24 protein-coding genes are annotated in these 26,235 nt (G+C 62.2%); 15 read left to right on the top strand and 9 right to left on the bottom strand.

Annotated features, from left to right (window positions below):
* Positions 1-316 precede the first annotated feature (316 nt).
* Entirely contained in the window at positions 317-739 is a 423-nt protein-coding gene (locus tag HU715_RS17025) for a DUF4124 domain-containing protein (RefSeq protein ID WP_186709148.1), read from the top strand.
* Between the two features lie 6 nt (positions 740-745).
* Here the strand turns inward: HU715_RS17025 and HU715_RS17020 are convergent, their stop codons facing one another.
* From HU715_RS17020 to mrcB, 3 genes are read right to left on the bottom strand one after another with little or no spacing between them, the layout of a single operon-like run.
* Entirely contained in the window at positions 746-1,075 is a 330-nt protein-coding gene (locus tag HU715_RS17020; protein ID WP_186709145.1) for a YqcC family protein, read from the bottom strand.
* Positions 1,075-1,794 (bottom strand): tetratricopeptide repeat protein, encoded by a 720-nt coding sequence (locus HU715_RS17015; protein WP_186709143.1) that lies wholly within the window; start codon positions 1,792-1,794, stop codon positions 1,075-1,077. Before HU715_RS17015 ends, HU715_RS17020 begins: the two co-directional genes overlap by 1 nt.
* A 16-nt stretch (positions 1,795-1,810) precedes the next feature.
* Entirely contained in the window at positions 1,811-4,129 is a 2,319-nt protein-coding gene (gene mrcB / locus HU715_RS17010; RefSeq protein WP_186709141.1) for a penicillin-binding protein 1B, read from the bottom strand.
* Between the two features lie 118 nt (positions 4,130-4,247).
* On the opposite strand from mrcB, the gene HU715_RS17005 reads away from it, so the two are divergent.
* The 3 genes from HU715_RS17005 to HU715_RS16995 all read left to right on the top strand — a co-directional run bounded on the left by HU715_RS17005 (position 4,248) and on the right by HU715_RS16995 (position 6,732).
* Complete coding sequence (locus HU715_RS17005) at positions 4,248-5,804, top strand: AAA family ATPase (protein WP_186709139.1); 1,557 nt, start codon at positions 4,248-4,250, stop codon at positions 5,802-5,804.
* A gap of 91 nt (positions 5,805-5,895) precedes the next feature.
* On the top strand, positions 5,896-6,237 hold the full coding sequence (locus tag HU715_RS17000; RefSeq protein ID WP_186709138.1) for a pentapeptide repeat-containing protein: 342 nt from the start codon (positions 5,896-5,898) through the stop codon (positions 6,235-6,237).
* A gap of 222 nt (positions 6,238-6,459) precedes the next feature.
* Positions 6,460-6,732 carry a TfoX/Sxy family protein gene (locus HU715_RS16995; protein WP_186709137.1) on the top strand — a complete coding sequence of 91 codons (273 nt, stop codon included), beginning with the start codon at positions 6,460-6,462 and terminating at the stop codon, positions 6,730-6,732.
* 222 nt (positions 6,733-6,954) lie between these two features.
* Here HU715_RS16995 and HU715_RS16990 read toward each other — a convergent pair whose 3' ends face one another.
* From HU715_RS16990 to HU715_RS16975, 4 genes are read right to left on the bottom strand one after another with little or no spacing between them, the layout of a single operon-like run.
* Positions 6,955-7,803 carry a ChaN family lipoprotein gene (locus HU715_RS16990; RefSeq protein ID WP_186709136.1) on the bottom strand — a complete coding sequence of 283 codons (849 nt, stop codon included), beginning with the start codon at positions 7,801-7,803 and terminating at the stop codon, positions 6,955-6,957.
* Positions 7,804-7,825: 22 nt separating this feature from the next.
* Positions 7,826-8,593, bottom strand: coding sequence for a heme ABC transporter ATP-binding protein (locus tag HU715_RS16985; RefSeq protein ID WP_186709128.1), 768 nt, complete (start codon positions 8,591-8,593; stop codon positions 7,826-7,828).
* Positions 8,593-9,576 (bottom strand): FecCD family ABC transporter permease, encoded by a 984-nt coding sequence (locus HU715_RS16980; RefSeq protein ID WP_186709154.1) that lies wholly within the window; start codon positions 9,574-9,576, stop codon positions 8,593-8,595. Before HU715_RS16980 ends, HU715_RS16985 begins: the two co-directional genes overlap by 1 nt.
* 50 nt (positions 9,577-9,626) lie before the next feature.
* Positions 9,627-10,505: a heme/hemin ABC transporter substrate-binding protein gene (locus HU715_RS16975; RefSeq protein ID WP_186709126.1), complete on the bottom strand. Its 879-nt coding sequence runs from the start codon at positions 10,503-10,505 to the stop codon at positions 9,627-9,629.
* A gap of 248 nt (positions 10,506-10,753) precedes the next feature.
* Between HU715_RS16975 and HU715_RS16970 the strand changes: the two genes are divergently transcribed.
* The gene (locus tag HU715_RS16970) at positions 10,754-11,071 is read left to right on the top strand and encodes a Rieske (2Fe-2S) protein (protein WP_186709124.1); all 318 of its coding nucleotides are present in this window, start codon (positions 10,754-10,756) and stop codon (positions 11,069-11,071) included.
* Here the strand turns inward: HU715_RS16970 and sfsA are convergent.
* Entirely contained in the window at positions 11,027-11,773 is a 747-nt protein-coding gene (gene sfsA, locus HU715_RS16965) for a DNA/RNA nuclease SfsA (protein WP_186709121.1), read from the bottom strand. The genes HU715_RS16970 and sfsA overlap by 45 nt on opposite strands.
* The gene (locus HU715_RS16960; protein WP_186709118.1) at positions 11,773-12,945 is read right to left on the bottom strand and encodes a pyridoxal phosphate-dependent aminotransferase; all 1,173 of its coding nucleotides are present in this window, start codon (positions 12,943-12,945) and stop codon (positions 11,773-11,775) included. The genes sfsA and HU715_RS16960 overlap by 1 nt, the downstream gene beginning before the upstream one ends.
* 338 nt (positions 12,946-13,283) lie before the next feature.
* Between HU715_RS16960 and dksA the strand changes: the two genes are divergently transcribed.
* From dksA to pgi, 10 genes are all read left to right on the top strand, one after another.
* Complete coding sequence (gene dksA, locus HU715_RS16955) at positions 13,284-13,727, top strand: RNA polymerase-binding protein DksA (protein WP_186709115.1); 444 nt, start codon at positions 13,284-13,286, stop codon at positions 13,725-13,727.
* 234 nt (positions 13,728-13,961) lie between these two features.
* Positions 13,962-14,843: a tRNA glutamyl-Q(34) synthetase GluQRS gene (gene gluQRS / locus HU715_RS16950; protein ID WP_186709100.1), complete on the top strand. Its 882-nt coding sequence runs from the start codon at positions 13,962-13,964 to the stop codon at positions 14,841-14,843.
* Positions 14,844-14,920: 77 nt separating this feature from the next.
* Positions 14,921-15,097, top strand: coding sequence for a hypothetical protein (locus HU715_RS16945; protein WP_003176118.1), 177 nt, complete (start codon positions 14,921-14,923; stop codon positions 15,095-15,097).
* Positions 15,081-18,035 (top strand): sensor histidine kinase, encoded by a 2,955-nt coding sequence (locus tag HU715_RS16940; protein ID WP_186709097.1) that lies wholly within the window; start codon positions 15,081-15,083, stop codon positions 18,033-18,035. Before HU715_RS16945 ends, HU715_RS16940 begins: the two co-directional genes overlap by 17 nt.
* Before the next feature lie 22 nt (positions 18,036-18,057).
* Complete coding sequence (locus tag HU715_RS16935) at positions 18,058-19,491, top strand: sigma-54-dependent transcriptional regulator (RefSeq protein WP_186709094.1); 1,434 nt, start codon at positions 18,058-18,060, stop codon at positions 19,489-19,491.
* Between the two features lie 717 nt (positions 19,492-20,208).
* Complete coding sequence (locus HU715_RS16930; RefSeq protein WP_186709091.1) at positions 20,209-21,606, top strand: polynucleotide adenylyltransferase PcnB; 1,398 nt, start codon at positions 20,209-20,211, stop codon at positions 21,604-21,606.
* A gap of 3 nt (positions 21,607-21,609) precedes the next feature.
* Positions 21,610-22,095, top strand: coding sequence for a 2-amino-4-hydroxy-6-hydroxymethyldihydropteridine diphosphokinase (gene folK, locus HU715_RS16925; protein WP_186709087.1), 486 nt, complete (start codon positions 21,610-21,612; stop codon positions 22,093-22,095).
* Between the two features lie 373 nt (positions 22,096-22,468).
* Positions 22,469-23,269: a 3-methyl-2-oxobutanoate hydroxymethyltransferase gene (gene panB / locus HU715_RS16920; RefSeq protein WP_186709086.1), complete on the top strand. Its 801-nt coding sequence runs from the start codon at positions 22,469-22,471 to the stop codon at positions 23,267-23,269.
* Entirely contained in the window at positions 23,266-24,126 is an 861-nt protein-coding gene (panC, locus tag HU715_RS16915) for a pantoate--beta-alanine ligase (RefSeq protein WP_186709083.1), read from the top strand. Before panB ends, panC begins: the two co-directional genes overlap by 4 nt.
* 371 nt (positions 24,127-24,497) lie before the next feature.
* Positions 24,498-26,162: a glucose-6-phosphate isomerase gene (gene pgi / locus HU715_RS16910; RefSeq protein ID WP_186709079.1), complete on the top strand. Its 1,665-nt coding sequence runs from the start codon at positions 24,498-24,500 to the stop codon at positions 26,160-26,162.
* Positions 26,163-26,235: the final 73 nt, after the last annotated feature.

Here is a 26,235-nt window from a genome sequence, read left to right as displayed (position 1 = left end):
ACGGTGGTCGCCGACTACGTCAGCACTGACTGAGCAAGTATTGGGATCGTCCCAAGTGTTGCGGGCCTTTCCCACCCAGCGCGAGGTAACGCGTTGCGGGTGTAACAGGTCGGCGCGGATATGCGCCTCATGATCTGCCGAGTGGGTCTGCTTCTGGCAGTCCCTCTACAGCGGACTTTGGATTCTTCTGTTTCGCCTCCTTCAAGTCAAGTCGTCTATGTGCTTTATTCGAAGTAAGCGCATGAGAACGCAAGAAAAAACCCTTAAACGGCAACTGTGTTAGCTTCAATTGCGCAATCCAAGACAAGGAAACAGCATGCGAATGATGTTATTGACGGCCAGCCTGCTGGTGGGCCTGAGCCCGATGAGCATGGCCGGCCAGATCTATAAATGGGTGGACGCCCAAGGCGTGACCCACTTTGGCGCCCAACCGCCCCAAGGCGTGGAAGCGACGACCGTGGGCAAGTCCGCGACGCCAGCGCCCAAACCACTGCCCCCCGCATCAGGCGGGGTCGTTGGCGATCAAAAGGCCATCGACCAACAGGTCAAAAAAGAGGTTGCCGAGCAGGAAGCCCAACTCAAGGCGTTCTGCGAACAGGCCCGGACCAACCTGGCGCAATTGCAGAACAACCCCAGGGTGCGGGAAGACGTGGAGGGGGAAATGCGCCGCCTCACGGATGAAGAGCGACGCCAGCGGATCGATGAGACCCGCCAGCAGATCGAGGAACACTGCCAGTAATGGCGATCAGCCGACGTCGCTGATCAACTGATCGAACTGCGCCAGCAGCCGCTGCAACTGGGCGCCCTGCCCTGGCCGCTGGGCATAGACCATCTCGGCCATGGCAAGGATGCCCGAGGCGTTGGGCAGCGGCAGGTCGTTTTCCAGGATGGCTTTCATCCTGGGCAGGAAAATCCATTGCAGCCACTGCTCGAAATCCAGGGTGTCGACCGCGAACGGCTCGACACTGGCCAGCGCCTGCGCCGAAGGTGAAACATCGCTCCACCAGCCCTGGACCCGCAGCTCCCGCTCGATCAGCAGCAACTGATCGGCGATTTGGGGAAAACGCGTATCCATCAGAGCGAAACCTTGGCCTTCTGACGGGCCAACGCCGCGCCAGCCGAATCGCCTTGTTTCTCACGAGCCTGGGCGATCAATTCCCACAGGCTGGCCTGAAGTGCCGGGCGACCACTGGCGAAGGTCAGGCCACGGCGGGCCAATTGCTCGGCTTGCGGCGCATCGCCCTGGGCCATACGCACCTGGGCCAGGCGATAAAGCACTTGTGGCTCACGTGGCGCCACACGCTGGGCACGCTCCAGGCTGGAGGAGGCGCCGTTGAGGTCGCCGCCAGCCTGTTGCTGTTGTGCCGTGGTCAGCAGGGCCAGCACCGGGCCGTCCAGTTGCTCATCGGCGGACAAGCCACCGGCACTGGCCGACGGGATGCTGCTCGGCGTCGAGGGCATGCTGTAGCTGCCCTGATCGATCGGCGAGGTTTCGATAGGGCCTGGCGTGATCGGGCCCGGCGTGATCGGCGTGCTGCTGATCGGCGCCGAGGTCGTCGCGCCGCCACCGGGCACCATCACCACCACACCGGTGTCGCCTTGCGGAATCGCCTGGGCCTGGCCCTGCACGGGTCGTTTCACCGTCGTTTGACGGAAACCACCGTTGGCCGAGATCCGCTCGCTGTTGGACACAGCGGTGCCGGAGTCAACGACCGGAATCGAACCGCGTTGTACGGTAGAGCAACCACTGAGCAAAGCCACGGCCGTTACCGCTGGAATCAACCACTTGTTCACTTGAAACCCTCTTTGCTTAATTCATCCAGTCCTTGACCCAATCCATCACCGATTCGGCGGGATTCGTGCCGCCACAGGCTGCACCGGGTGGCGGTTCGCTGCCGCGAATATACGGCATCTGTACTGCGCCCGGGCAATTGGCGTCGGAACCTTGGCCAGTACGCGAATCAACCCAGGCCTGGACGATATTGTCGGGTTGCGGCATGTCCAGCGGCAACGGGTCGGCCTTGCGCATGAAACTGGTCCAGACCTGCAGCGCGCCGGTGGCGCCGGTGAACGGGGTCTTGCCGTTGTCATCACGACCGAGCCAGACCACCGCCAGCAGGTCCTGGCTGAAACCGGCGAACCAGCTGTCACGCGAGTCGTTACTGGTGCCTGTCTTACCCGCCAGGGTCAGGGTCCGGGGCAGCACGTTATAGACCGAACTGCCGGTGCCTTCACGCATGACCCGCTGCATCGCGCTCTGGATCAGGTAAATGGACGCCGGATCGAAACGTTGCTGGATCTGGAACGGATAACGCTTGAGCGGCTCGCCATCGGCGGTCAGCACGCTGCGAATCCCGCGCATCGGTGTATTGAAACCGCCGTTGGCCAACGTCTGGTACATCGCCGCCACTTCTATTGGCGTCAGCCCACCAGCGCCCAGCAGCATCGACGGGAAGGCCGGGAACTCGCGGCTTACCCCCAGGCGCGCCAGGGTCTTGAGTACGTTCGGCACGCCGACTTCCAGCCCAAGGCGAGCCGTCGACAGGTTGTAGGAATGCGCCAGCCCTTGGTAGAGGAACACCGTGCCGTGGGGGCGACGATCATAGTTTTGCGGCGTCCAGACCTGACCGTCCGCGCCCTTGATCGAGAATGACTCGTCGGACAGCCAGCTCGTCAGCGTGTACTGGCTGGGCTTTTCCAAGGCGGTAAGGTAAACCGCTGGCTTGATCAACGAGCCGATCGGGCGCACCGCGTCCAATGCCCGGTTGAATCCCGCAAAGCTGGCCTGGCGACTGCCGATCATCGCTTGGACCTCACCGGTTTCCGGGTTGGTCACGACCATGGCCGCCTCGACTTCGTCGGAGCCCTTGCGCCCCGCCAATCGCTTGAAGGTGTCCTCGACCGAGGCTTCGGCCTTCATCTGCAGGATCGGGTCGAAACTGGTGAAGATGCGCAGGCCTTCTTCGGTCAAGTCTTCGTCGCGGTAGTCTTCCCGCAGTTGACGCTTGACCAGGTCCATGAACCCTGGGAACGAACTGTCCGCCAGGCTGCCACGCTTGGTCACGCCCAACGGCATCTTTTTCGCCGCTTCGACTTGCTCGGCTGTCGCCACACCTTGTTGTTGCAGCAAGTCGAGCACCAGGTTGCGCCGCTCGAGGGCACGTTCCGGATTACGACGCGGGTTGTAGGAAGACGGCCCCTTGACCATGCCCACCAGCAACGCCACTTGATGCAGCTTGAGTTCGGACAGCGGCTGGCTGAAGAAGAACTGGCTGGCAAGGCCGAAACCGTGCACCGCCCGCTGACCGTCCTGGCCGACGAAGACCTCGTTGAGGTAGGCCTCCAGGATCTCCTGCTTGTCGTAGTGCAACTCCAGCAACAACGCCATCATGGCTTCGGTGAGCTTGCGGGTCAGGCTGCGCTCGTTGGTCAGGTAGAAGTTCTTGACCAACTGTTGGGTCAGGGTACTGCCGCCCTGGCGCATATGGCCCGAGGAGGTGTTGACCCAGATAGCCCGGGCAATCGATTTGGGCGAGACGCCGAAGTGATGGTAGAAGTCGCGGTCTTCGACGGCGATCAGCGTATCGAGCAGGAACGGTGGTACCTGGTCGATCTTGATCAGGATCCGGTCTTCGAGATTCTTGGGGTACAGGCCACCAATGAGCAGCGGCTCAAGGCGCACCACCGACAGGCTCGCGTTGTTGGCGCCGGTCAGCGCAGCCACGTAGTCGCCGGAAAAACGCACCCGCACCGGTTGCGCCTGTTCCATGCCTTCATAGAACTGGAAACCACGGGTATTGAGGTCGATGGTATTGCCATTGACCGAGGCCGCACCCGGACCATTGGCCACGCTTTCACGGCGATAACCCAAGGCATCGAGTTCGGTCAGGAAGTCGGCCTTGCTCAACTTTTGTCCGACGAACAGCTCCAACGGCCGGGCATAGACCTTGGCCGGAATGGTCCAGCGCTTGCCGGAGAACTTCTCCTGGACCACGGCATCGAGATAGACCGCAAAACCGGCGAGCACGACGAGGCCCACCAGGCTGAGTTTAAGGGCCCAGCCCAGCCAGGGCCGCAGGCGGCTGGCGGGTGGTTTCTTGGGGGTACGGGGGGATCGGGTACGAGTCATGGCGGCGGATTATACGCACTTTGCTGCGGTTCAACATGAGCCCCCCACGCGGTTTGCGTTAGCGCGGCTAGCGGCCATAATGACGGCCTTGAATTTTCCAGTCTATGAAGGACCGCCCGTGAGCCAATCCCTGATCGCCGCCTTGCAAAACCCGGCCCTCTACCCGCATCCCGTCGAAGCGTTCCAGGTCATCGAAACCCACATTTCCTGGGTATTGCTCACCGGGCCATACGCCTACAAATTCAAAAAGCCGGTCAACTTCGGCTTCCTCGATTTCACCAACCTCCAAGCGCGCCAGCATTTCTGCGACGAAGAATTGCGCCTGAACCAGCGCCTGACCCAGGACCTGTACCTGGAAGTCCTGCCGGTTACCGGCAGCGCCGAAGCGCCACAGCTCGGTGGCGACGGCCCGGCCATCGAATACGCCCTGAAAATGCGTCAATTCCCCCAGAGCCAATTGCTCAGCACACTGCAAGCCAACGGCGAACTGACCACCGCGCACATCGACGAGATGGCCGCCCAGATCGCCCAGTTCCACCTCTCCACGCCCAAGGTGCCCGCCGAAAACGTCGCCGGCACGCCGCAAAGCGTGATGGCGCCGGTGCTGCAGAACTTCGAACAGATCCGCCCGTTCCTCAACGACAAGGCCGACCTGCTGCAACTTGAAGCACTGCAAGCCTGGGCCGAGAGCAGTTTCGAACGCCTCAAGCCGCTGCTCACCCAGCGCAAGGCCGACGGTTTCATCCGCGAATGCCACGGTGATATCCACCTGGGCAACGCCACCGTGATCGACGGCAAGGTGGTGATTTTCGACTGCATCGAATTCAACGAACCGTTCCGCTTCACCGACGTCTACGCCGACACCGGCTTCCTGGCGATGGACCTGGAGGATCGCGGCCTCAAATCGTTGGCGCGGCGTTTCGTCAGCCAATACCTGGAACTGACCGGCGACTACCAGGGCTTGGAACTGCTGAACTTCTATAAAGCCTACCGCGCCCTCGTCCGGGCCAAAGTCGCACTGTTCAGCATGCCGGCCGAAGCCGATCCGGTGCAGCGCGCAACCACCCTGCGCCAATACCGCAACTACGCCAACCTGGCCGAAAGCTACAGCACCATTCCTTCGCCCTTCCTGGCCATCACCCACGGTGTTTCGGCCGTTGGCAAAAGCCATGTCGCAATGCGCCTGGTCGAAGCACTGGGGGCCATTCGCCTGCGTTCGGACGTGGAGCGCAAGCGCCTGTTCGGTCAACAACAGGTCCCCAACGATCCGCAGGCCGGCATTTATGGCAGCGACGCCAGCAGCGCCACCTACGCCCACCTGCATGAAGTCGCCGCGACGATCCTGCGCGCCGGTTTCCCGGTGGTGATCGATGCCACCTATCTCAAGCACGATCAGCGCGATGCCGCGGCAAAAGTCGCCGAGGCCACCGGCGCTCCGTTCCTGATTCTCGACTGCGACGCGCCGCAAGCGGTCATCGAAAGCCGACTGGCGCAGCGCCAGGCCGACCAGCAAGACCCCTCCGATGCGAACCTGGCGGTCATTGCCGCACAACAGTCCAGCCGCGAAGCCCTGACCCCGGCGGAAATTCTCTGCAGCAAACGGGTCCAAACCAATGAAAGCGGTACGCTCGACATTGTCGTCGCGCAAATCCGCCAGCGTTTGCCAGGCCTGTAAATCACTATTTTGGCCGTGAAGCGATGCCCGGCTTCACGGCCAATAAATAGTGGCACTATACTGGCGTCATAAAACCAACAGGTGATATGAAATGAGCCATCCCAAGATTCTCAACAGCCCGCTTTATGCTCTGCTGCGCAAAGATGACATTTCAGGCTTCAACAAGGAGCGCCCTCAAGGCACGGTCGACATGCGCGGCGGCGATTTTCGCGGCCTCGATTTGCGGGAATTGAACGCGGAGGACGTCGATTTCACCGATGCGTATTTCCGTGCCACCGACTTACGCGGCATCGATTTCCGCAAATCATCATTGGAAGGCGCGAGCCTGGCCCATGCGCAGATATCCGGGGCCTACTTCCCGCCCGAGCTGTCTGCGGACGAAATCCTGATGTCGATGAATTTCGGCACCCGATTGCGCTACCGCACCCGCTGACAGTCTCTAACGAGGCCGGTCAACCCGCGGACCTGCCACGACCGAACACATCTCCAGCGCCCTCGCTTGCGCTGGAGAATGCAGTCTATTCCCACCTCATCGTGCGTAATGCATTAGAAGCTTTTGCGTCGAATCCCACCAAAGAATCACGTTTTTCCTACTGACCGCTACACTGCTCAGAAGCTTGCCCACCGCACCAGTCGGCCGTCGCAAGGAGGCTCGATGAATGATGAACTGCAACACCTGAAGAATCTGGGCAAGACATCGGCCCAGTGGCTGCACGCCGTGGGTATCCACAGCGCTTCTGATCTACGCCGGCTCGGGGCCGTGGATGCCTATCGCGCCGTGCGCACTCGCGGTTTCCGGGCGTCCAAGGTGTTGCTCTACGCCATTGAGGGTGCGTTGATGGACGTGCATTGGAATGACATCCCCGCTGAACGCAAGGAAGCCTTGAATAAACAGCTGGACGCTATTTCGGCGCGCCACAAAGCCTGACACCCCTTTTCGTTCCCTGTGCGAACCCTGGCCGCGAGGTTATTTCGACGAATCGTAAAACAATGTTTGACATGGTAATGAGAATCGCTATGATTAGCACATCCGGTCGCGAGACTGGTCGATATTTGAACAGCCCTTGGTTCGGACTCTCAGATATCTCCTCATCAGGCTAATCACGGTTATTTGACCCGGCTCTTGCCGGGTCTTTTTTTGCCTGCAATTTCATTGACGGATGTGTTCACGCATCTGCACACAATAATCCTGTGGCGGCATGGCCGGGGTGTACCACACGTAATCGGCCATGGCCGACGTTACGTCACTGCCCTCCTCAGCCAGCATCAGGACGACCGGTGCCTCGCTGGCGCCAAGATCCAGCGCATGCAGCGGCATACCGACATCTTTTCGCCCATGCCAGGCGCCAGCGAACAACAATGCCGGGGTCGGCGCTTGCAGCAGGCGTTCGGCCATGCGCCGGTCACGCTGTTGCTGTACGGCCAGCATTGGCGGCATTTGCGACTCTGGCAGCAAACCGCAGTGGGATTCACGAATCTGTTCCAACAACGCGTCCTTCACCGTGACGGCATTGGAGCGAGTGCCCACCAAGCCGGGCGCTTGCCGATAGAAGCGCTGGATCTCAGCGGCGTCCAGATTGGCGGCCAGCAATGGATAACGTTGCGCCAGGGCAAACTCGACGATGGGCCCATAGAGATTCCAATCCCAGCCGGGGGACCAGGCCAGCGCGCCGGGCAAATCCTTGGGCAAGGCGGGCAACTGGCGAACGGAATCAACTCGTGGCTGTTGCGCGGGGGTGAGCATTTCCAGCAACAGGCTGCCTTGGGCCCGCTGCCCGGCCAAGGATTGGAGTAGCCATCGCTGCAGCGCGTGGTGATCAGGATTGTCGTGCCGCTCACCCACCACCACTCGTGGCGCCCTTGCCAGGCGTTCGACCAGCACTTGAGGCGTCACGGCCTGACCGTTGTGCAAGTCACGAATCCGTCCGCCAAGCGGGGGCGGAGCAATGCTCTGGCAGGCCGTCAGTACACTCAATGCCAGAATCAGGAGCAAGCGCACGTCCCTATCCTCCAGGGCGCCCTCAGCGGGCAATGATCAACGGATGCCCGCGCTCCGGATGGTCTTGCACCAGCACGTCCAGGCCGAACACCGCCTTGAGCGGTTCCGGGCGCAGCACCTGCCGGGGCGTGTCCAGGGCCACCGGTCGACCGGAGGCGAGCAGTAACAGGCGATCACAGTAACGCGCCGCCAGGTTCAGGTCATGCAGGATTACCAGCACGGCAGCGCCGCGACTGGTGAACTCCCGCACTGCCTGGAGGATCGTGTGCTGGTGCAACGGATCGAGCATCGAAGTGGGCTCGTCCAGCAACAGGGTTTGCCCTGTTTCACCGGGCCACAACTGCGCCAGCACCCGCGCCAGATGCACCCGCTGGCGTTCGCCACCGGATAACGCCAGGTAACTGCGGCCATGCAGATGCGCGGCGTCCGCCGCTTGCAGCGCCGCGGCGACGATTTGCTCGTCCCGCAGCCGGCCGCTCTGGTGCGGCAAGCGCCCCATGCCGACGACTTCCTCGACACGGAAAGCAAAATCCAGGGTTGACGATTGCGGCAAGACCGCCAGGCGGCGGGCGCGCTCGGCACCCTGCCAGTGGGCCAGTGGCCGGTCATCGAGCCAGACCTGCCCCTGGCTCGGGCGCAATTCGCCACACAGGCCCGCCAGCAAGGTGCTTTTGCCCGCACCATTAGGCCCGAGCACACCTAGCACTTCGCCGGGGTTGAGCAGCAGATCGACGCCCGCCAGCACGGTTTTCCGGCCACGTTGAATGTGCAGGTTCTGCGCTCGCAGCATCAGGCGCGCCCTCGCACCAATAGATAGAGAAAGAACGGCGCGCCGATGAACGCCGTGACGATGCCGATCGGCAATTCCGCCGGGGCCAGCGCCAGGCGTGCCACCAGGTCGGCCAGCAACAACAGGCTTGCGCCCGCCAGCACCGAAGCGGGCAACAAGACCCGGTGATCAGGGCCGGCCACCAGGCGCACCAGATGCGGCACCACCAGCCCCACAAAGCCGATCATGCCCGCCGCCGCCACCGCCGCGCCAACCCCCAGCGCCGTACAAAACACCAGCTCACGCTTGAGGGCTTCGACGTTGACACCCAGGTGGGCGGCCTCGGACTCGCCCAGCAACAGCGCATTGAGTTGCCGGGCCCGGCGTGGCAACCAGAGCGCGACGCCGGCGCTGACCAGCAACAGCGGCCACAACCTCGCGTAGCTGGCGCCGTTGAGACTGCCCAGGTTCCAGAATGTCAAGGTGCGCAGGGTCGCGTCATCCGCCAGGTAAGTGAACAGGCCGACGGCGGAACCGGACAACGCAGTCAAGGCAATGCCGGCCAAGAGCATGGTCGCGACATGGGTCTGGCCATTGCGTCGACCGAGACGATAGACCAGCGCCGTCACGCCGAGCCCGCCGAGGAACGCACACAACGACAACACGTAGGGACCAAAGGCTTCGGGCAACCCGCCCAGCGTCGAGCCAGCGACAATCGCGAATGCGGCCCCGAGCGCCGCGCCGCTGGACACTCCCACCAGCCCCGGGTCCGCCAGTGGGTTACGGAACAGGCCCTGCATCGCCACGCCGGACAACGCCAACACCCCGCCCACCGCCAAGCCGAGCAGCGTGCGTGGCAAACGGATCTGGCCTAGGATCAGTTCGGCCTGCTCCAGACCATCGGCGGCCACTGGCAAACCCAACAAGCGCAAGGCGGCGCGCAAAGTGTCCAGCAGCGGCAGGCTCACCGGCCCCAGGGCCAGGGACAACCAGGTCGCCAGCAGACACAGCAGGCCCAGGCCGATGAATAAAGTGCGTGGCTTGACCAACGCGGTCATGGCGCCGTGGCCGACTCAGCCGGATAGAAACCGGCCGTCAGTTTCACCAGGCTTTGCGGCAGACGCGGACCCAACCCGCCCACCAACAGCGTCGGGTCGAGCTCCATGACGCGCCCGTCCCTCGCGGCCCGGGTCGAGGAGAGGATCGGGTTTTCCCTGAACAACGCCGCTCGCGCCTCTTCACCGCTCAGGGCTCGGTCGGCGAAGACCAGCACTTCAGGATTCAGGCCAGCCAGGCTTTCCACGGAAAAAGACTTGTAGCCACTGTGAGTCGCGAGGTTGTGACCGCCGGCCTGCTGCAACAGCCAGTCGGCGGAAGTGCCCTTGCCAGCAACCAGTGGCTTGCCACCGGAACTGCCCACCAACAGCAACACCCCAGGTGCCTTTTGCTTACGTTGGGCCTCCACTACACGGGCGTGTTGCTGGGTGAGCTGTTCCTGATAACGATCGAATACCTGGGCTGCCGCGGCCTCGGCCCCCAGCAACTGGCCCAAGTGACGCAAATTGCCTTGCAACGTCGGCAGGTCAGGGGTGGCCGAGAACAGTTCGACCTGCACGCCGGCGCTGCGGATTTGCGCCAGCACCGGTGGAGGTCCCATTTCTTCGGTGCCCACCAGGATCTGCGGGCGCAGGCTCAATACACCCTCGGCGGACAATTGTCGCTGATAGCCAATGCTGGGCAGGGCCCGCAACGACTCAGGATGCTGGCTGGTGGTGTCCACGCCCACCAGTTTCGATTCGCCGCCCAGCGCACTGACCCACTCCGACAGGGCGCCGCCAGCGCTGACCCAACGCTGCGGCGACTCAGCGGCGCTGATCCCCTGGTTGACCAACAGTGCGACACAGAGCGCAACAACGCGGATGTTCAGGCGCATCGGGCAGCTTCCTCGAAGAAGTTTTTCACAGGACCGTGTAGGGCCAAGTATCCTCAGCCACTTGCGAAGGAGGCGCCATTTGATAATTGTTTTCATTTGACCGTCAAGCATGGATCTTCCCCGGCAAATGAGAGAACCCTGTGGGAGCGGGCTTGCTCGCGAATGCGGTGTCTCATACAGCACTGCGTCCCCTGACACACTGCATTCGCGAGCAAGCCCGCTCCCACAGGTTCTTACCGAGGACACCCATGAAGTTTCTTTGTACCGCCGCCCAATTGCCCGACAACGGCAGTCGCGGCTTCGAGCTCGATGGGCGCAAGCTCCTGGCCGTGCGGCGCGCCGGCCAGGTGTATGTCTATCTCAATCGCTGCCCGCACCGTGGCGTGCCGCTGGAATGGCAACCCGACCAGTTCCTCGACCCCAGCGCCAGCCTGATCCAGTGCGCCACTCACGGCGCGCTGTTCCTGATCGAAAGTGGTGAATGCGTGGCCGGCCCCTGCGCCGGCCAGTTCCTCGCAGCCCTAGATAGCCGGGAGGACGAGCACGGCGTCTGGGTCGAGCTCTAGCAACACCGGCAACGCACGGTCCACCCACATCTGTTCGGGCGTCAGCGTGACCCCGTAGGCCAGCACCTCCACACCCGCCGCCACCGCGTCACGCAGGGCAGCGGCGTACACCGGGTCGATTTCGTGTGCCGGGCGCACGGCCTCGATGCCACTGAGGTTCACGCAATACAGCTGCACCGCCCGCACGCCTTGCCGGGCCAGGCAGGCCAGTTCTCTCAAGTGTTTAGCCCCACGCAGGGTCACCGCATCGGGAAACGCCGCCACGTGGGTGCCATCGAACCCCAGCGTGACACTTTTGACTTCGACCCAGGCCGAGCCCAGCTCATAGTCCAGGCGAAAATCGATACGGCTGTTTTCCACGCCATAGGCCACTTCACGCTTGAGCCCGGTAAACCCGTTCAGTTCACTGATGACGCCTGCGCGCAAGGCTTCTTCAACCAAGGCATTGGCCCGTGCGGTATTGATGCAGGCGAGCCGTCCCTGAGGGGTTTCGCCGATTTCCCAAGTGCCGGGCAACTTGCGCTTGGGGTCGCTGGAGCGACTGAACCAGACGCGCGCGCCTTCGGCCATGCAATTGAGCATCGAGCCAGTGTTGGGGCAGTGAATGGTAAGAAGTTCGCCATGAACGGTCTCGATATCAGCGAGAAAACGCTTGTAACGTCGTATCAAGCGGCCTTCTTCCAACGCAGGGGAAAAACGCATCAGCCTTGCCAACTCCGCAGTCCGCGCCCGATTCGCTCCACCGCTTCCTGTAACCGCGGCAGGCTCTGTGTATAGGCGAAACGCACATGGTGCCCGGCCTGGTGGCGTCCGAAGTCCAGACCCGGCGTGAAGGCCACGTGCTCGGTTTCCAGGAAATGCTGGCAGAACGCAAAGGCATCGCCGCCGAACGCGCTGATGTCGGCATAAAGGTAAAACGCCCCTTGCGGCTCCACCGCGATGCCGAAGCCCAATTCCCGCAAGGCCGGCAGCAGAAAGTCGCGGCGCAACGCGAACTCGGCCCGACGCTGCTCGAAGATCTCGATGGTGGCGGGCTCGAAACAGGCCAGGGCGGCATACTGGGCCATGCTCGGCGCACTGATGTAGAGGTTCTGCGCAAGCTTTTCCAGCTCGCCGATGGCCGCCGAAGGGGCCACCAGCCAGCCGAGCCGCCAACCGGTCATGCCGAAATACTTGGAAAAACTATTGAGGACAAAGGCATCGTCATCCACTTCCAACACGCTGGCGGCGTCGGTGCCGTAGGTCAGGCCGTGATAGATCTCGTCCACTACCAGATGGCCGTTGTGGGCCTTGATGGCCTTGGACAGCCCCGCCAGCTCGTCCCGGGCCAGAATCGTCCCGGTCGGGTTGGCCGGCGAGGCCACCAACGCACCGACGCTGTCCTGGTCCCAATGGCGGTTCACCAGGTCCGGCGTCAGTTGGTAACGCACATCCGGCCCCACCGGCACCAATTGCGCCGCGCCTTCCACCAGGCGCAGGAAATGACGGTTACAGGGATAGCCAGGGTCGGCCAACAGCCAATGCTTGCCCGGGTCGACCAACAACGCGCTGGCCAGCAGCAGCGCGCCAGAGCCGCCCGGCGTGATCATGATGCGTCGAGGGTCGATGTCGACGCCGTAGCGCTGCCCATAGAAACCCGAGATGGCCTCGCGCAGCTCAGGGATGCCCCGGGCCGCGGTGTAACGGGTCTTGCCCGCCGCCAGCGCGGCCTGGCCGGCCTGGATGATCGGCTCGGCGGTGGTGAAGTCCGGCTCGCCGATCTCCAAGTGGATGACGTCATGCCCGGCGGCTTGCAGTTCGTTGGCGCGGGCCAACAGCGCCATCACATGGAAAGGTTCGATGGCGCGGCTGCGCGCACTATAGGGCTGAGCCATTGGCCTTCCTTCAGGGGAAAAAGAACCGATTCTACCCAACTCGGGAACAACTGCGGGAACGAGCACGAACCCGAAGCGGTCTGAGCCCTCGGATTGCAGGAAATGACTCCCGCGATTGGCCCAGGCTTGACTAGAATCAAGCATTGAGCAGGTTGACATCCCCACCGAAGCGAACCCGGCCACGTTTTACAAGCCCCGGCCGCCGCAGGCTCGACAACCGGGAGTAGCGCGGCCCGATTTGATCTGGTAAGTTCGCCCGCTTGCAGCCGCAGGGCCGGCAGGTGTCGGTGATGGAGCAATCCTGCGTAGTGGATTACAAGAGTAGAGGCGGTCCATTCATGCCCACCCAAGCAAAGCAAAATCAAAATCAAACGCTCAGCGGGTTTGAGCCGTACGTCCCGCAAGCTGGCGAAGAGTACATGGGCGCCCCCATGCGCGCGCACTTCACCAAGATCCTGAACAAGTGGAAACAGGACTTGATGCAGGAAGTCGACCGCACCGTGGATCACATGAAAGACGAAGCGGCCAACTTCCCCGACCCGGCCGACCGTGCCAGCCAGGAAGAAGAGTTCAGCCTCGAGCTGCGCGCCCGTGACCGTGAGCGCAAGCTCATCAAGAAAATCGACAAGACCCTGCAATTGATCGAAGACGAAGAGTACGGTTGGTGCGAGTCCTGCGGCGTCGAGATCGGCGTCAAGCGTCTGGAGGCGCGTCCGACCGCCGACATGTGTGTCGACTGCAAGACCCTGGCGGAAATCAAGGAAAAACAGGTCGGCAAGTAATTGCTGGGGCTGTCACCGAAACGGAGCGTTCATACGCTCCGTTTTTTGTTTCCGAAGTTCTCCCCAAGCCTGGTGAACCCATGTGGGAGCGGGCTTGCTCGCGAAAGCGGTGGATCAGCCAGCATTGATGTAACAGATACACCGCCTTCGCGAGCAAGCCCGCTCCCACAAGGGAATTATGCTTCGGCATCAAGATTTGTATGCCTTTCGCCCGGACCCAGTAACATTCGCCCTATGACTGCCTACATCGGACGCTTCGCCCCCACCCCCAGCGGCCATTTGCATTTCGGTTCGCTGGTCGCCGCACTGGCCTCGTACCTGGACGCCCGGGCTGTGGGTGGGCGCTGGTTGCTGCGCATGGAGGACCTCGACCCACCCCGGGAGGAGCCGGGCGCGCAAGCGGCGATTCTCAAGGCGCTGGAAAGCTACGGGTTCGAATGGGACGGCGAGATGGTTCGCCAGAGCGAACGCCATGACGCCTACGATCAAGTCATCAACCGGCTGTTCAGCCAGGGGTTGGCCTATGCCTGCACCTGTTCGCGCAAGCAACTGGAGGCCTACCAGGGTATTTATCCGGGACTGTGCCGCAATGCCGGGCACGGCACCGAGGACGCCGCCATCCGCCTGCGCGTCCCCGAGCTTGAATACCACTTCACCGACCGGGTCCAGGGCGAGTTCCGCCAGCACCTGGGCCGTGAGGTCGGTGACTTCGTGATCCGCCGCCGAGACGGGCTCTACGCTTATCAACTGGCCGTGGTCCTGGACGACGCCTGGCAAGGGGTGACCGATATCGTGCGCGGCGCCGACCTGCTGGACTCCACGCCGCGCCAGCTCTACCTGCAAGAACTGCTCGGGTTGCCGCAACCGCGTTACCTGCACGTGCCGCTGATCACCCAGCCCGACGGGCACAAGCTTGGCAAATCCTACCGTTCACCGCCGCTGGCGGCCGACCAGGCCACGCCGCTGTTGCTAAGGGCCTTGCGAGCACTGGGCCAGCAACCGGGCCTCGAACTGGCCGATGCCAGCCCACGGGAACTGCTGGCCTGGGGCATTCGCCACTGGGATGCGGGCAAGATCCCGCGCACACTGAGCCTGCCCGAAGCGCAAATACGTTGACGGCCCTTGCAGCTTGGCGCCCATCCGTTACCATCGCCGCACGTTTTCGGGCACGCGCATAAATTAGAGAGGCCGGGATGTACATCTATCGCTTGGTCCTGCTCCTGGTAGTGGGGATTTACCTGTTCTCCCCGGCCATCATGGATTGGTGGATCGATGCCACGGGTGCCTGGTATCGGCCGTATCTGCTCTGGCTGATCCTGATTGTCGTGACCTTCATCCTGCAGAGCCAAAAAGATGCCGATGAGCTTTAGCCTGACCCAGATGATCCTGATCAGCGCCGCCTACCTGGCGGTGCTGTTCGGCGTAGCCTGGATCAGCGAACGAGGCATGATCCCCCGGGCGATCATCCGCCACCCGCTGACCTACACCCTGTCGCTGGGTGTCTATGCCAGCGCGTGGGCGTTCTATGGCACGGTCGGGCTGGCCTACCAATACGGCTATGGTTTCCTGTCCAGTTACCTGGGGGTGTCAGGGGCGTTCCTGCTGGCGCCAGTGTTGCTCTACCCGATCCTGAAAATCACCCGCACCTACCAACTGTCATCACTGGCCGACCTGTTCGCCTTTCGCTTTCGCAGCACTTGGGCCGGCGCGCTGACCACGATCTTCATGCTGGTCGGCGTGTTGCCGCTGCTGGCCCTGCAAATCCAGGCCGTGGCCGATTCCATCAGCATCCTGACCCGCGAGCCAGTACAGCACCGAGTGGCGTTGAGCTTCTGTGCGTTGATCATCCTGTTCACGATCTTCTTCGGCTCCCGGCACATCGCCACGCGGGAAAAACACGAAGGCCTGGTGTTTGCGATCGCCTTCGAGTCGGTGATCAAGCTGATCGCCATCGGCGGTGTCGGCCTCTATGCCTTGTACGGCGTGTTCGATGGCCCGCAGCAGCTTGAGCTCTGGCTGCTGCAGAACCAGACCGCCCTCGCCGCCCTGCACACGCCTTTGCAGGAAGGCCCGTGGCGCACGCTGTTGCTGGTGTTCTTCGCCTCGGCGATCGTGATGCCGCACATGTACCACATGACCTTTACCGAAAACCTCAACCCGCGCTCGCTGGTGAGCGCCAGTTGGGGCCTGCCGTTGTTCCTGCTGTTGATGAGCCTGGCGGTGCCGCTGATCCTCTGGGCCGGCCTGAAGCTGGGCGCCAGCACCAACCCGGAATACTTCACCCTCGGCATCGGCATCGCCGCCAACAGCAAGGCCCTGGCATTATTGGCCTACGTCGGTGGCCTGTCGGCGGCCAGCGGCTTGATTATCGTCACCACGCTGGCCTTGTCGGGCATGGCCCTCAACCACCTGGTGCTACCGCTCTACCAGCCGCCAGCCGAAGGCAACATCTATCGCTGGTTGAAGTGGACCCGACGGGCGCTGATCGTCGCGATCATCATGGCCGGCTACGGGTTCTACCTGATGCTCGGTGACGGGCAGGACCTGGCCAACCTGGGCATCGTCGCCTTCGTCGCCACCTTGCAGTTCCTGCCCGGCGTGCTGTCGGTGCTGTATTGGCCGACCGCCAACCGCCGCGGCTTCATCGCCGGCCTGCTGGCAGGAATCCTGGTGTGGCTGGTGGCGATGCTGTTGCCGCTGATGGGCAACCTGCAGGGCTTCTATATTCCGCTGCTGAACATGATCTACGTGCTCGACGACACCAGTTGGCACATGGCGGCCATCGCTTCCCTGGCGGCGAACGTGCTGATGTTCACCCTGATCTCGCTGTTCACCAACGCCAGCAGCGAAGAAGCCAGCGCCGCCGAGGCCTGTGCGGTGGACAACGTGCGTCGCCCGCAGCGCCGCGAGTTGCACGCCGCCTCACCCCAGGAATTCGCCACGCAACTGGCCAAGCCCTTGGGTGCCAAGGCCGCGCAAAAGGAAGTCGAACAGGCCCTGCGCGACCTCTACCTGCCCTTCGATGAACGCCGCCCATACGCCTTGCGTCGCCTGCGGGACCGGATCGAGGCCAACCTGTCCGGCCTGATGGGCCCCAGCGTGGCCCAGGACATGGTCGAGACGTTCCTGCCCTACAAGGCTGGCGGCGAGAACTATGTCACCGAAGACATCCACTTCATCGAAAGCCGCCTCGAGGATTACCATTCGCGCCTCACCGGCCTGGCCGCCGAACTGGACGCCTTGCGCCGTTACCACCGCCAGACCCTGCAGGAATTGCCGATGGGCGTTTGCTCCCTGGCCAAGGACCAGGAAATCCTGATGTGGAACAAGGCCATGGAAGAGCTCACCGGAATCGCCGCCCAGCGCGTGGTCGGTTCTCGCCTGAGCACCTTGGGCGAGCCGTGGAAAGGCTTGTTGCAAGGGTTCATCGACCTGCCGGACGAGCACTTGCACAAACAGCACCTGGCCCTCGACGGCCAGACCCGCTGGCTGAACCTGCACAAAGCGGCGATCGACGAGCCACTGGCTCCCGGTAACAGCGGCCTGGTGCTGCTGGTGGAAGACCTGACCGACACCCAAATGCTCGAAGACAAGCTGGTCCACTCCGAACGACTGGCAAGCATCGGTCGGCTGGCCGCCGGGGTGGCCCACGAAATCGGCAACCCGATCACCGGCATCGCCTGCCTGGCGCAGAACCTGCGCGAAGAGCGCGAGGACGACGGCGAGCTGACGGAAATCAGCGGGCAGATCCTCGAACAGACCAAGCGCGTGTCGCGCATCGTCCAGTCGCTGATGAGTTTCGCCCATGCTGGCGGCCACCAACACAATGACGAACCCGTCTGCCTGGCCGAAGTGGCCCAGGACGCCATTGGTCTGCTGGCCCTCAACCGGCGCAATTTCGAAGTGCAATTCTTCAACCTGTGCGACCCGGAGCACTGGGTCGATGGCGACCCCCAGCGGCTCGCCCAGGTGTTGATCAACCTGCTCTCCAACGCGCGGGACGCCTCACCGGCCGGCAGCGCGGTGCGGGTCAAGAGCGAAGCTTTCGAACACACGATCGACCTGATCGTCGAAGACGAAGGCAGCGGTATCCCACAGAACATCATGGACCGATTGTTCGAACCTTTCTTCACCACCAAGGATCCTGGCGAAGGCACCGGTCTGGGCCTCGCACTGGTCTATTCCATCGTTGAAGAGCATTATGGACAAATCACCATCGACAGCCCGGCCGATGTTCAGAGCCAACGCGGCACCCGTATCCGGGTGACCTTGCCGCGTCATGTCGAAGCGACGTCCGCTGTGAACTGAGACCGTCGAGAGAATCGAATCAATGCCGCACATTTTGATCGTCGAAGACGAAACAATTATCCGCTCCGCCTTGCGCCGCCTGCTGGAACGCAACCAGTACCAGGTCAGCGAAGCCGGTTCAGTGCAGGAAGCACAAGAACGTTTCAGCATCCCCACGTTCGACCTGATCGTCAGCGACCTGCGCCTGCCTGGCGCCCCGGGCACCGAGCTGATCAAGCTCGGCCAGGGCACGCCGGTGCTGATCATGACCAGCTACGCCAGCCTGCGCTCGGCGGTCGACTCCATGAAAATGGGCGCGGTGGACTACATCGCCAAACCGTTCGACCACGACGAGATGCTCCAGGCCGTGGCCCGCATCCTGCGGGATCGACAGGCGGCCACCAGCAATCCTGCGGAACCCGTCGGCAAGGCCAGCGCCTCGGCGAAAGCCGGCGCCAGCAACAATAACGGCGAAATCGGCATCATTGGCTCCTGCCCGCCCATGCAGGACCTGTACGGCAAGATCCGCAAAGTCGCGCCGACCGACTCCAATGTCCTGATCCAGGGCGAGTCCGGCACCGGCAAGGAATTGGTGGCCCGTGCCCTGCACAACCTGTCGCGCCGGGCCAAGGCACCGATGATTTCTGTGAACTGCGCGGCGATTCCGGAAAGCCTGATCGAGTCCGAACTGTTCGGTCACGAGAAGGGCGCGTTCACCGGCGCCAGCGCCGGGCGTGCCGGGCTGGTGGAAGCGGCGGACGGAGGTACGTTGTTCCTCGATGAAATCGGCGAGCTGCCATTGGAAGCCCAGGCGCGGTTGCTGCGGGTGCTCCAGGAAGGCGAAATCCGCCGGGTCGGCTCGGTGCAGTCGCAAAAGGTCGATGTCCGCCTGATCGCGGCCACCCACCGTGACCTCAAGAGCCTGGCGAAAATCGGCCAATTCCGCGAAGACTTGTACTACCGCTTGCACGTGATCGCCTTGAAGCTCCCTGCCCTGCGCGAGCGTGGCGCCGACGTCAATGAAATCGCCCAGGCGTTTCTGGCCCGCCAGAGCGCGCGGGTCAACCGCACCGACCTCAAGTTCGCCCCGGACGCCGAGCAGGCCATTCGTCATTACGCCTGGCCGGGTAACGTTCGAGAGCTGGAAAACGCGGTCGAGCGGGCGGTGATCCTGTGCGAGAGCCCGGAAATTTCCGCCGACCTGCTGGGCATCGATATCGAGCTCAGTGACCTGGACGACGAAGAATTCATCGGCCTGGCCCCGCAACAGGGCGGCGGCGCCAACAACACCAGCCACGAACCTACCGAAGACCTGTCCCTGGAGGATTACTTCCAGCACTTCGTCCTCGAGCACCAGGACCACATGACCGAAACCGAACTGGCACGCAAGCTGGGCGTCAGCCGCAAGTGCCTGTGGGAACGTCGTCAGCGCCTAGGGATTCCACGACGCAAGACTGGAGCGACCAGCGAAAGCTGAGGTGTGGGGGTAACACCACTGAATGTGAAAAAACTGTTACCCCAGTCTTTTTCACGTAACAGAAGCCGGGGCTTACGGTAACGAAACCCCGGCTTTTTTTCGCCCCGGAAAAATGGCTATAACCCTAGAACCCCCGGTTTCGTTGGGTCTCGCAAAAGTTGGCACGCACCCTGCTATAGCTTTGGTACAAGAACAATAACAAGCAATGCAAAAGACAATAAAAATAAGACGAATCGACTCACGCACAATAAAAACAAGACGGCGAGAGGCGCAGCTAACTGATTCTTTTGGAGAGGCGTTGTATTTGGGGCTTGCCCCACAACCAGGCCGAGAACAATAAAAACTGTCTCAAGACAGGTGCCTGAACTGGTTGGATCGATTGATCACTGCAACACAGCGACCAAAGCAATCCGTTTGCTCTTGGCTCCCGATTGGGAGGGTCACGAAGGGAAAACCTCGTGGCGCGGGCACTCAACAAAAACAAGAAGCCCGAAACCAATAATAAAAACAGAGCACGCAACTAATTCTGGGGGAGCTTCGGCTCCCCTTGTGGTTTCTGTCGCCCCGCCTTCCCCGCAGCCTACATGCCTGTCGCTGAAAGCTTGCAGCCCAAAACTCCTCTGTCCTACACCATCCCTCGACTAAATGCTAGAATCCCCGCCCATCATGCGGTCATTCTTCGTTTTTGGCCGAACATTCCTTCAAACAGTGCATCCCATGCTGAAGAAGCTGTTCCAGTCATTCCGTTCTCCCTTGCGTCGTACGCAACACATTCGCAGCACGCCTGAAGTGCTCAACAGCGGCCAGCATTCACTGCAAAAGGCCCAGTTCAGCCGTTATGCGGTGAACATCGTCGAACGTTTGCAGAACGCCGGCTACCAGGCTTACCTGGTCGGTGGCTGCGTGCGCGACATGCTGCTCAACATCACTCCCAAGGATTTCGACGTTGCCACCAGCGCCACGCCGGAACAGATACGGGCCGAGTTTCGCAACGCCCGGATCATTGGCCGGCGCTTCAAGCTGGTCCATATCCATTTCGGCCGCGAAATCATCGAAGTGGCGACTTTCCGGGCCAATCACCCGCAGAGCGATGAAGAGGAAGACAGCAACCAGTCTTCCCGCAACGAGAGCGGGCGCATCCTGCGCGACAACGTCTACGGCACGCTGGAAGAAGACGCGCAACGCCGCGACTTCACCATCAATGCCCTGTATTACGATCCGGTCAGCGAACGCATCCTCGATTACGCCAACGGCGTACACGACATCCGCAATCGCCTGATCCGCCTGATCGGCGATCCCAAGCAACGCTACCAGGAAGACCCGGTGCGGATGCTGCGGGCCGTGCGTTTTGCCGCCAAGCTGGATTTCGGCATCGAAAAACACAGCGCCACGCCGATTCGCGAACTGGCGCCGATGTTGCGAGAGATCCCCTCGGCCCGTCTGTTCGAGGAAGTGCTCAAGCTGTTCCTGTCGGGCAACGCGGCAGATACCTTCGAGATGCTGGTGGACTTGCAGTTGTTCGATCCGCTGTTTCCGGCCAGTGCCGAGGCCTTGGAGCACAATCCGACCTATACCCACACCTTGATCAGCGAAGCACTGATCAACACCGACCTGCGCATCAAGCAGAACAAGCCGGTAACACCGGCGTTCCTGTTCGCCGCCCTGCTCTGGCCTGCCCTGCCGGCCCGGGTGCTGCGCCTGCAAGACCGTGGCATGCCGCCGATCCCGGCGATGCAGGAAGCCGCCCACGAGCTGATCGCCGAACAGTGCCAGCGCATCGCCATTCCAAAACGCTTCACGATGCCGATCCGCGAGATCTGGGACATGCAGGAGCGCCTGCCACGGCGCAGCGGCAAACGTGCCGACCTGCTGCTGGACAACCCGCGGTTCCGCGCCGGCTACGACTTCCTCCTGCTGCGCGAAAGCGCAGGCGAGCAGACCGATGGCCTGGGCGAATGGTGGACCGATTACCAGGACGCCAACGACAGCGAGCGTCGCGACATGATTCGCGAGCTCAGCGGCAAGGATGACGGCGCCAGCGGCCCACGCAAGCGTCGTCGCAGCAGCGGTGCCAAGCGTAAACGGGCCAGTGAACCGAGCGCTTCGGGCGAATAATCGATGGAACGCATCTACATCGGCATGGGCAGCAACCTCGCCGAACCCGCCGAACAATTGCGCAGCGCCGTCCAGGCGCTGGCGCAGTTGCCTGACACGCAACTGGTAGGTGTCTCGGCGTTTTATCAAAGCGATTCCCTGCTCCCCGGCCAGCCGCGCTACACCAACGCGGTGGCAGCGCTGGACAGCCGCCTGGCACCGCTGGACCTGCTCGATGCGCTGCAAGCCATCGAAACCGGACAGGGTCGCGAACGCCTCGAACGTTGGGGGCCGCGCACCTTGGACCTGGACATCCTGCTGTTCGGTGATCGCCTGATCGACGAGCCACGCCTCAAGGTTCCCCACTACCACATGCAGGCCCGGGCCTTTGTGCTCTACCCACTGGCCGAACTGGCCTCCGCCGACCTGCGCCTGGCCGATGGGCGCCTGCTCGAGGATCTCCTTGCGGCGTGCCCATTAGTCGGCCTGGAACGCTTGCCTCCAAACTGATGCAGCCTAAGGGAGCCCCTGGCCTGAAGATGTCGACTGTTAGATCGCCTTCGCGAGCAAGCCCGCTCCCACAGTAGATCTGTGTGGTACACAAAGTTTGTGTCCGCTGAAGATCCAATGTGGGAGCGGGCTTGCTCGCGAAGAGGCCCGCAGGTCCAGCATCATCAGCAACTGACACCCCATCCCAAGCTGAAACGCATCAGTCACCCCGGTAACACCCGGCGGTAACACATCCAATTGACTTCCCGAGTGCTCCTCACGACTATAGGCGTCCCGTCGCCGCCAACGCGGCGCTAATGGGCGTAATCCAGGCCTTACAAGCACCACGCATAGAAGGTGCGCCTGAATTTGAGCGCCTAATGAGGACTTTTTCATGCCAGCTATTACCCTGACCACGCTGCAAGGTCTCAAGCAAAAAGGTGAAAAAATCACCATGCTGACCTGCTATGACGCAACCTTCGCCCACGCCTGCAACGAGGCCGGTGTCGAAGTGCTGCTGGTGGGCGATTCCCTCGGCATGGTGCTGCAAGGTCACGACAGCACGCTGCCGGTGACCACCGCCGAGATGGCCTACCATGTGGCCGCCGTCAAACGTGGTAACACCGATGCGCTGATTCTCGCCGACCTGCCGTTCATGGCCTACGCCACCCTCGAGCAAACCATGACCAACAGCGCCATGCTGATGCAGGCCGGTGCCCACATGGTCAAGGTCGAAGGCGCGTTGTGGCTGGCCGATTCGATTCGGCTACTGGCCGAGCGAGGCATTCCAGTGTGTGCGCACCTGGGCCTGACCCCCCAAGCGGTGAATATCCTCGGCGGCTACAAGGTCCAGGGCCGCAACGAGAACCAGGCGCGGCAAATGCGCGCCGATGCGATTGCCCTGGAGCAGGCGGGCGCGGCGATGTTGCTGCTCGAATGCGTGCCCAGCGAGCTGGCTGAAGAAATCACCCATGCGGTGAAGATTCCAGTGATCGGAATCGGCGCCGGCAGCGCTACCGACGGCCAGGTACTGGTGCTGCACGACATGCTCGGATTATCGATCACCGGGCGCGTGCCCAAGTTCGTCAAGAACTTCATGGCTGGGCAAACCTCTATCCACGGCGCCTTGAGTGCCTACGTCGCTGAAGTCAAGGCGGCGACCTTCCCGGGCACCGAACACGGGTTTTCTGCATGAACACCGTCAAAACCGTACGCGAACTGCGGGCCGCCGTGGCCCGTGCCCGCGGCGAAGGCAAGCGCATTGCCTTCGTGCCAACCATGGGCAACCTGCACAGCGGGCATGTGGCGTTGGTCACCAAGGCTGCGCAACGGGCCGACTTCGTGGTGGCGAGCATTTTCGTCAACCCGCTGCAATTCGGCGCCGGCGAAGATTTGGACAAATACCCCCGCACCCTGGCGGCCGACCAGGAAAAACTGCTCCAGGCCGGCTGCCACTTGCTGTTCGCCCCCAGCGTCGAAGAGATGTACCCCGACGGCATGACCGGACAAACCCGGGTCAGCGTTCCGCAATTGTCCGAAGGCTTGTGCGGCGCCAGCCGTCCCGGGCATTTCGAGGGTGTGGCGACGGTGGTCAGCAAACTGTTCAACATGGTCCAGCCTGACCTGGCGGTGTTTGGCCAGAAAGATTTCCAGCAACTGGCGGTGATCCGCGCCCTGGTCCATGACCTGAACATGCCGATCCAGATCATCGGCGAGCCGACCGTTCGCGCCGAAGACGGCCTGGCGCTGTCGTCACGCAACGGTTTCCTCAGCCCGGACCAACGCGCCGTCGCGCCCGTGGTCTATCGCGCCCTGAACCAGATCGCCGAGGCGATCAAGCAGGGTCAGCGGGATTTCCCGGCGCTGATCGGCGCGCAGCTCAAGCAACTCGAAGCCGCCGGCCTGCGTCCCGACTATCTGGAAATCCGTCACGCCAAGACCTTGCGTCCGGCGTCGAGCGAGGACCGCGACCTGGTGATTCTGGTCGCCGCCTTCCTGGGCACCACGCGCCTGATCGACAATCTGCACCTGGATCTCGACACGCCCGCCTGAAGCCCCTTGTGGGAGCAGGAGCCTGTGGGAGCAAAGCTTGCTCGCGATAGCGGTCTGACAGTCGACATAGGCGTTGAATGTGGCCGCATCGTCGCGAGCAAGCTTTGCTCCCACAAGGCTCGCCCCACAGCAATTCAGTTTGCCCGCAAGACCTCACCGCGTTTCCGTCTGTCGACCCCTTCCCATCCTCGATGTATAAAAAAGTACCGGGAACCAGTCAGACAAAGTCAAGACAGATCGCAACGCGAGGTTTACTGTAGTCGCCCTGTGTCTGGCGATCGTGTCGATGCAGTGTCCGGACGCCCACCTCGAGCCGCGCCGGAATTTTTCGTGTACAAAAGGTCGTTCAAGTAAAAAGGAAACCCGCAGCGATGGCGTATTACCGAACCCCTCATGACGTGACCGCTCTGCCAGCCTGGCAAGCGCTGAATGACCACCGCAAAGCCATGCAGGATTTCAGCATGCGCGAAGCGTTCAATGCCGATCCGCAGCGTTTCACACAATTCACCCTGTCGAGCTGCGGTCTGTTTCTCGACTACTCGAAAAACCTGATCAACGCCCAGACCCGCGACCTGCTGGTGGGCCTGGCCAACGAAGTCGACCTCAAGGGCGCGATCAAGGCGCTGTTCGAGGGCGAAATCGTCAACGCCTCGGAAAACCGCCCTGCCCTGCACACCGCCCTGCGTCGGCCGGTGGGGGACAAATTGCTGGTCAACGGCGTCAACGTGATGCCGGACGTGCACAAAGTGCTGAACCAGATCACTGACCTGGTCGGCCGCATTCACGACGGCCTGTGGCGCGGCTACACCGAAAAGCCCATCACCGACGTGGTGAACATCGGTATCGGTGGTTCCTTCCTCGGCCCGCAGTTGGTGTCCGAAGCGCTGTTGTCCTACACGCACAAAGGCGTTCGCTGCCACTACCTGGCGAACATCGACGGCAGCGAGTTCCACGAACTGACCATGAAACTGCGCGCCGAAACCACGCTGTTCATCGTCTCGTCGAAATCGTTCAACACCCTCGAAACCCTGAAGAACGCCCAGGCCGCCCGCGCCTGGTACCTGGCCCAGGGTGGTTCCGAAGCGGAGCTGTATCGCCACTTTATCGCCGTATCGAGCAACAATGCCGCCGCCGTGGCCTTCGGCATCCGTGAAGAAAACATCTTCCCGATGTGGGACTGGGTAGGCGGGCGCTACTCGCTGTGGTCGGCCATCGGCCTGCCGATCGCCCTGGCCATCGGCATGTCGAACTTCAAGGAATTGTTGTCCGGCGCCTATTCCATGGACCAGCATTTCCAGAGCGCCCCATTCGAACAGAACATGCCGGTGCTGCTGGCGCTGCTGGGCGTGTGGTACGGCAACTTCTGGGGCGCGCAGAGCCATGCGATCCTGCCGTACGACCACTACCTGCGTAACATCACCAAACATTTGCAGCAGTTGGACATGGAATCCAACGGCAAGAGCGTGCGCCAGGACGGTACCCCGGTGTCGACCGACACGGGCCCGGTCATCTGGGGCGGCGTTGGCTGCAACGGTCAGCACGCCTACCACCAGTTGCTGCACCAGGGCACCCAGTTGATCCCGGCCGACTTCATCGTGCCGATCGTCAGCTTCAACCCGGTTGCCGACCATCACCAGTGGCTGTACGCCAACTGCCTGTCCCAGAGCCAGGCACTGATGCTGGGCAAGACCCGCGCCGAGGCCGAAGCCGAGCTGCGGGACAAGGGCGCCAGCGAAGAAGAGGTGCAGAAACTGGCCTCCCACAAGGTGATCCCGGGCAACCGCCCAAGCAACACCCTGGTAGTCGAACGCATCAGCCCACGGCGCCTCGGCGCGCTGGTGGCGCTGTATGAGCACAAAGTGTTCGTGCAGAGCGTGGTCTGGGGCATCAACGCCTTCGACCAATGGGGCGTGGAGCTGGGCAAGGAACTGGGCAAGGGCGTCTACAACCGCCTGGTAGGCAGCGAAGAAAACCCGGCCGAAGATGCCTCGACCCAAGGCTTGATCAACTACTTCCGCGGGCGTCATCGCGGCTGATCCCTGGGTTTGCATTCCTCCTGTGGGAGCGGGCTTGCTCGCGAAGACGGTGTGTCAGTTGCCATTAATGTGT

Origin of the sequence: Pseudomonas zanjanensis, assembly GCF_014268745.2 — a bacterium.
Classification (GTDB): domain Bacteria; phylum Pseudomonadota; class Gammaproteobacteria; order Pseudomonadales; family Pseudomonadaceae; genus Aquipseudomonas; species Aquipseudomonas zanjanensis.
Note: the sequence above shows the minus strand (reverse complement) of the source record. Positions and strands in the feature narration are given on the sequence as shown.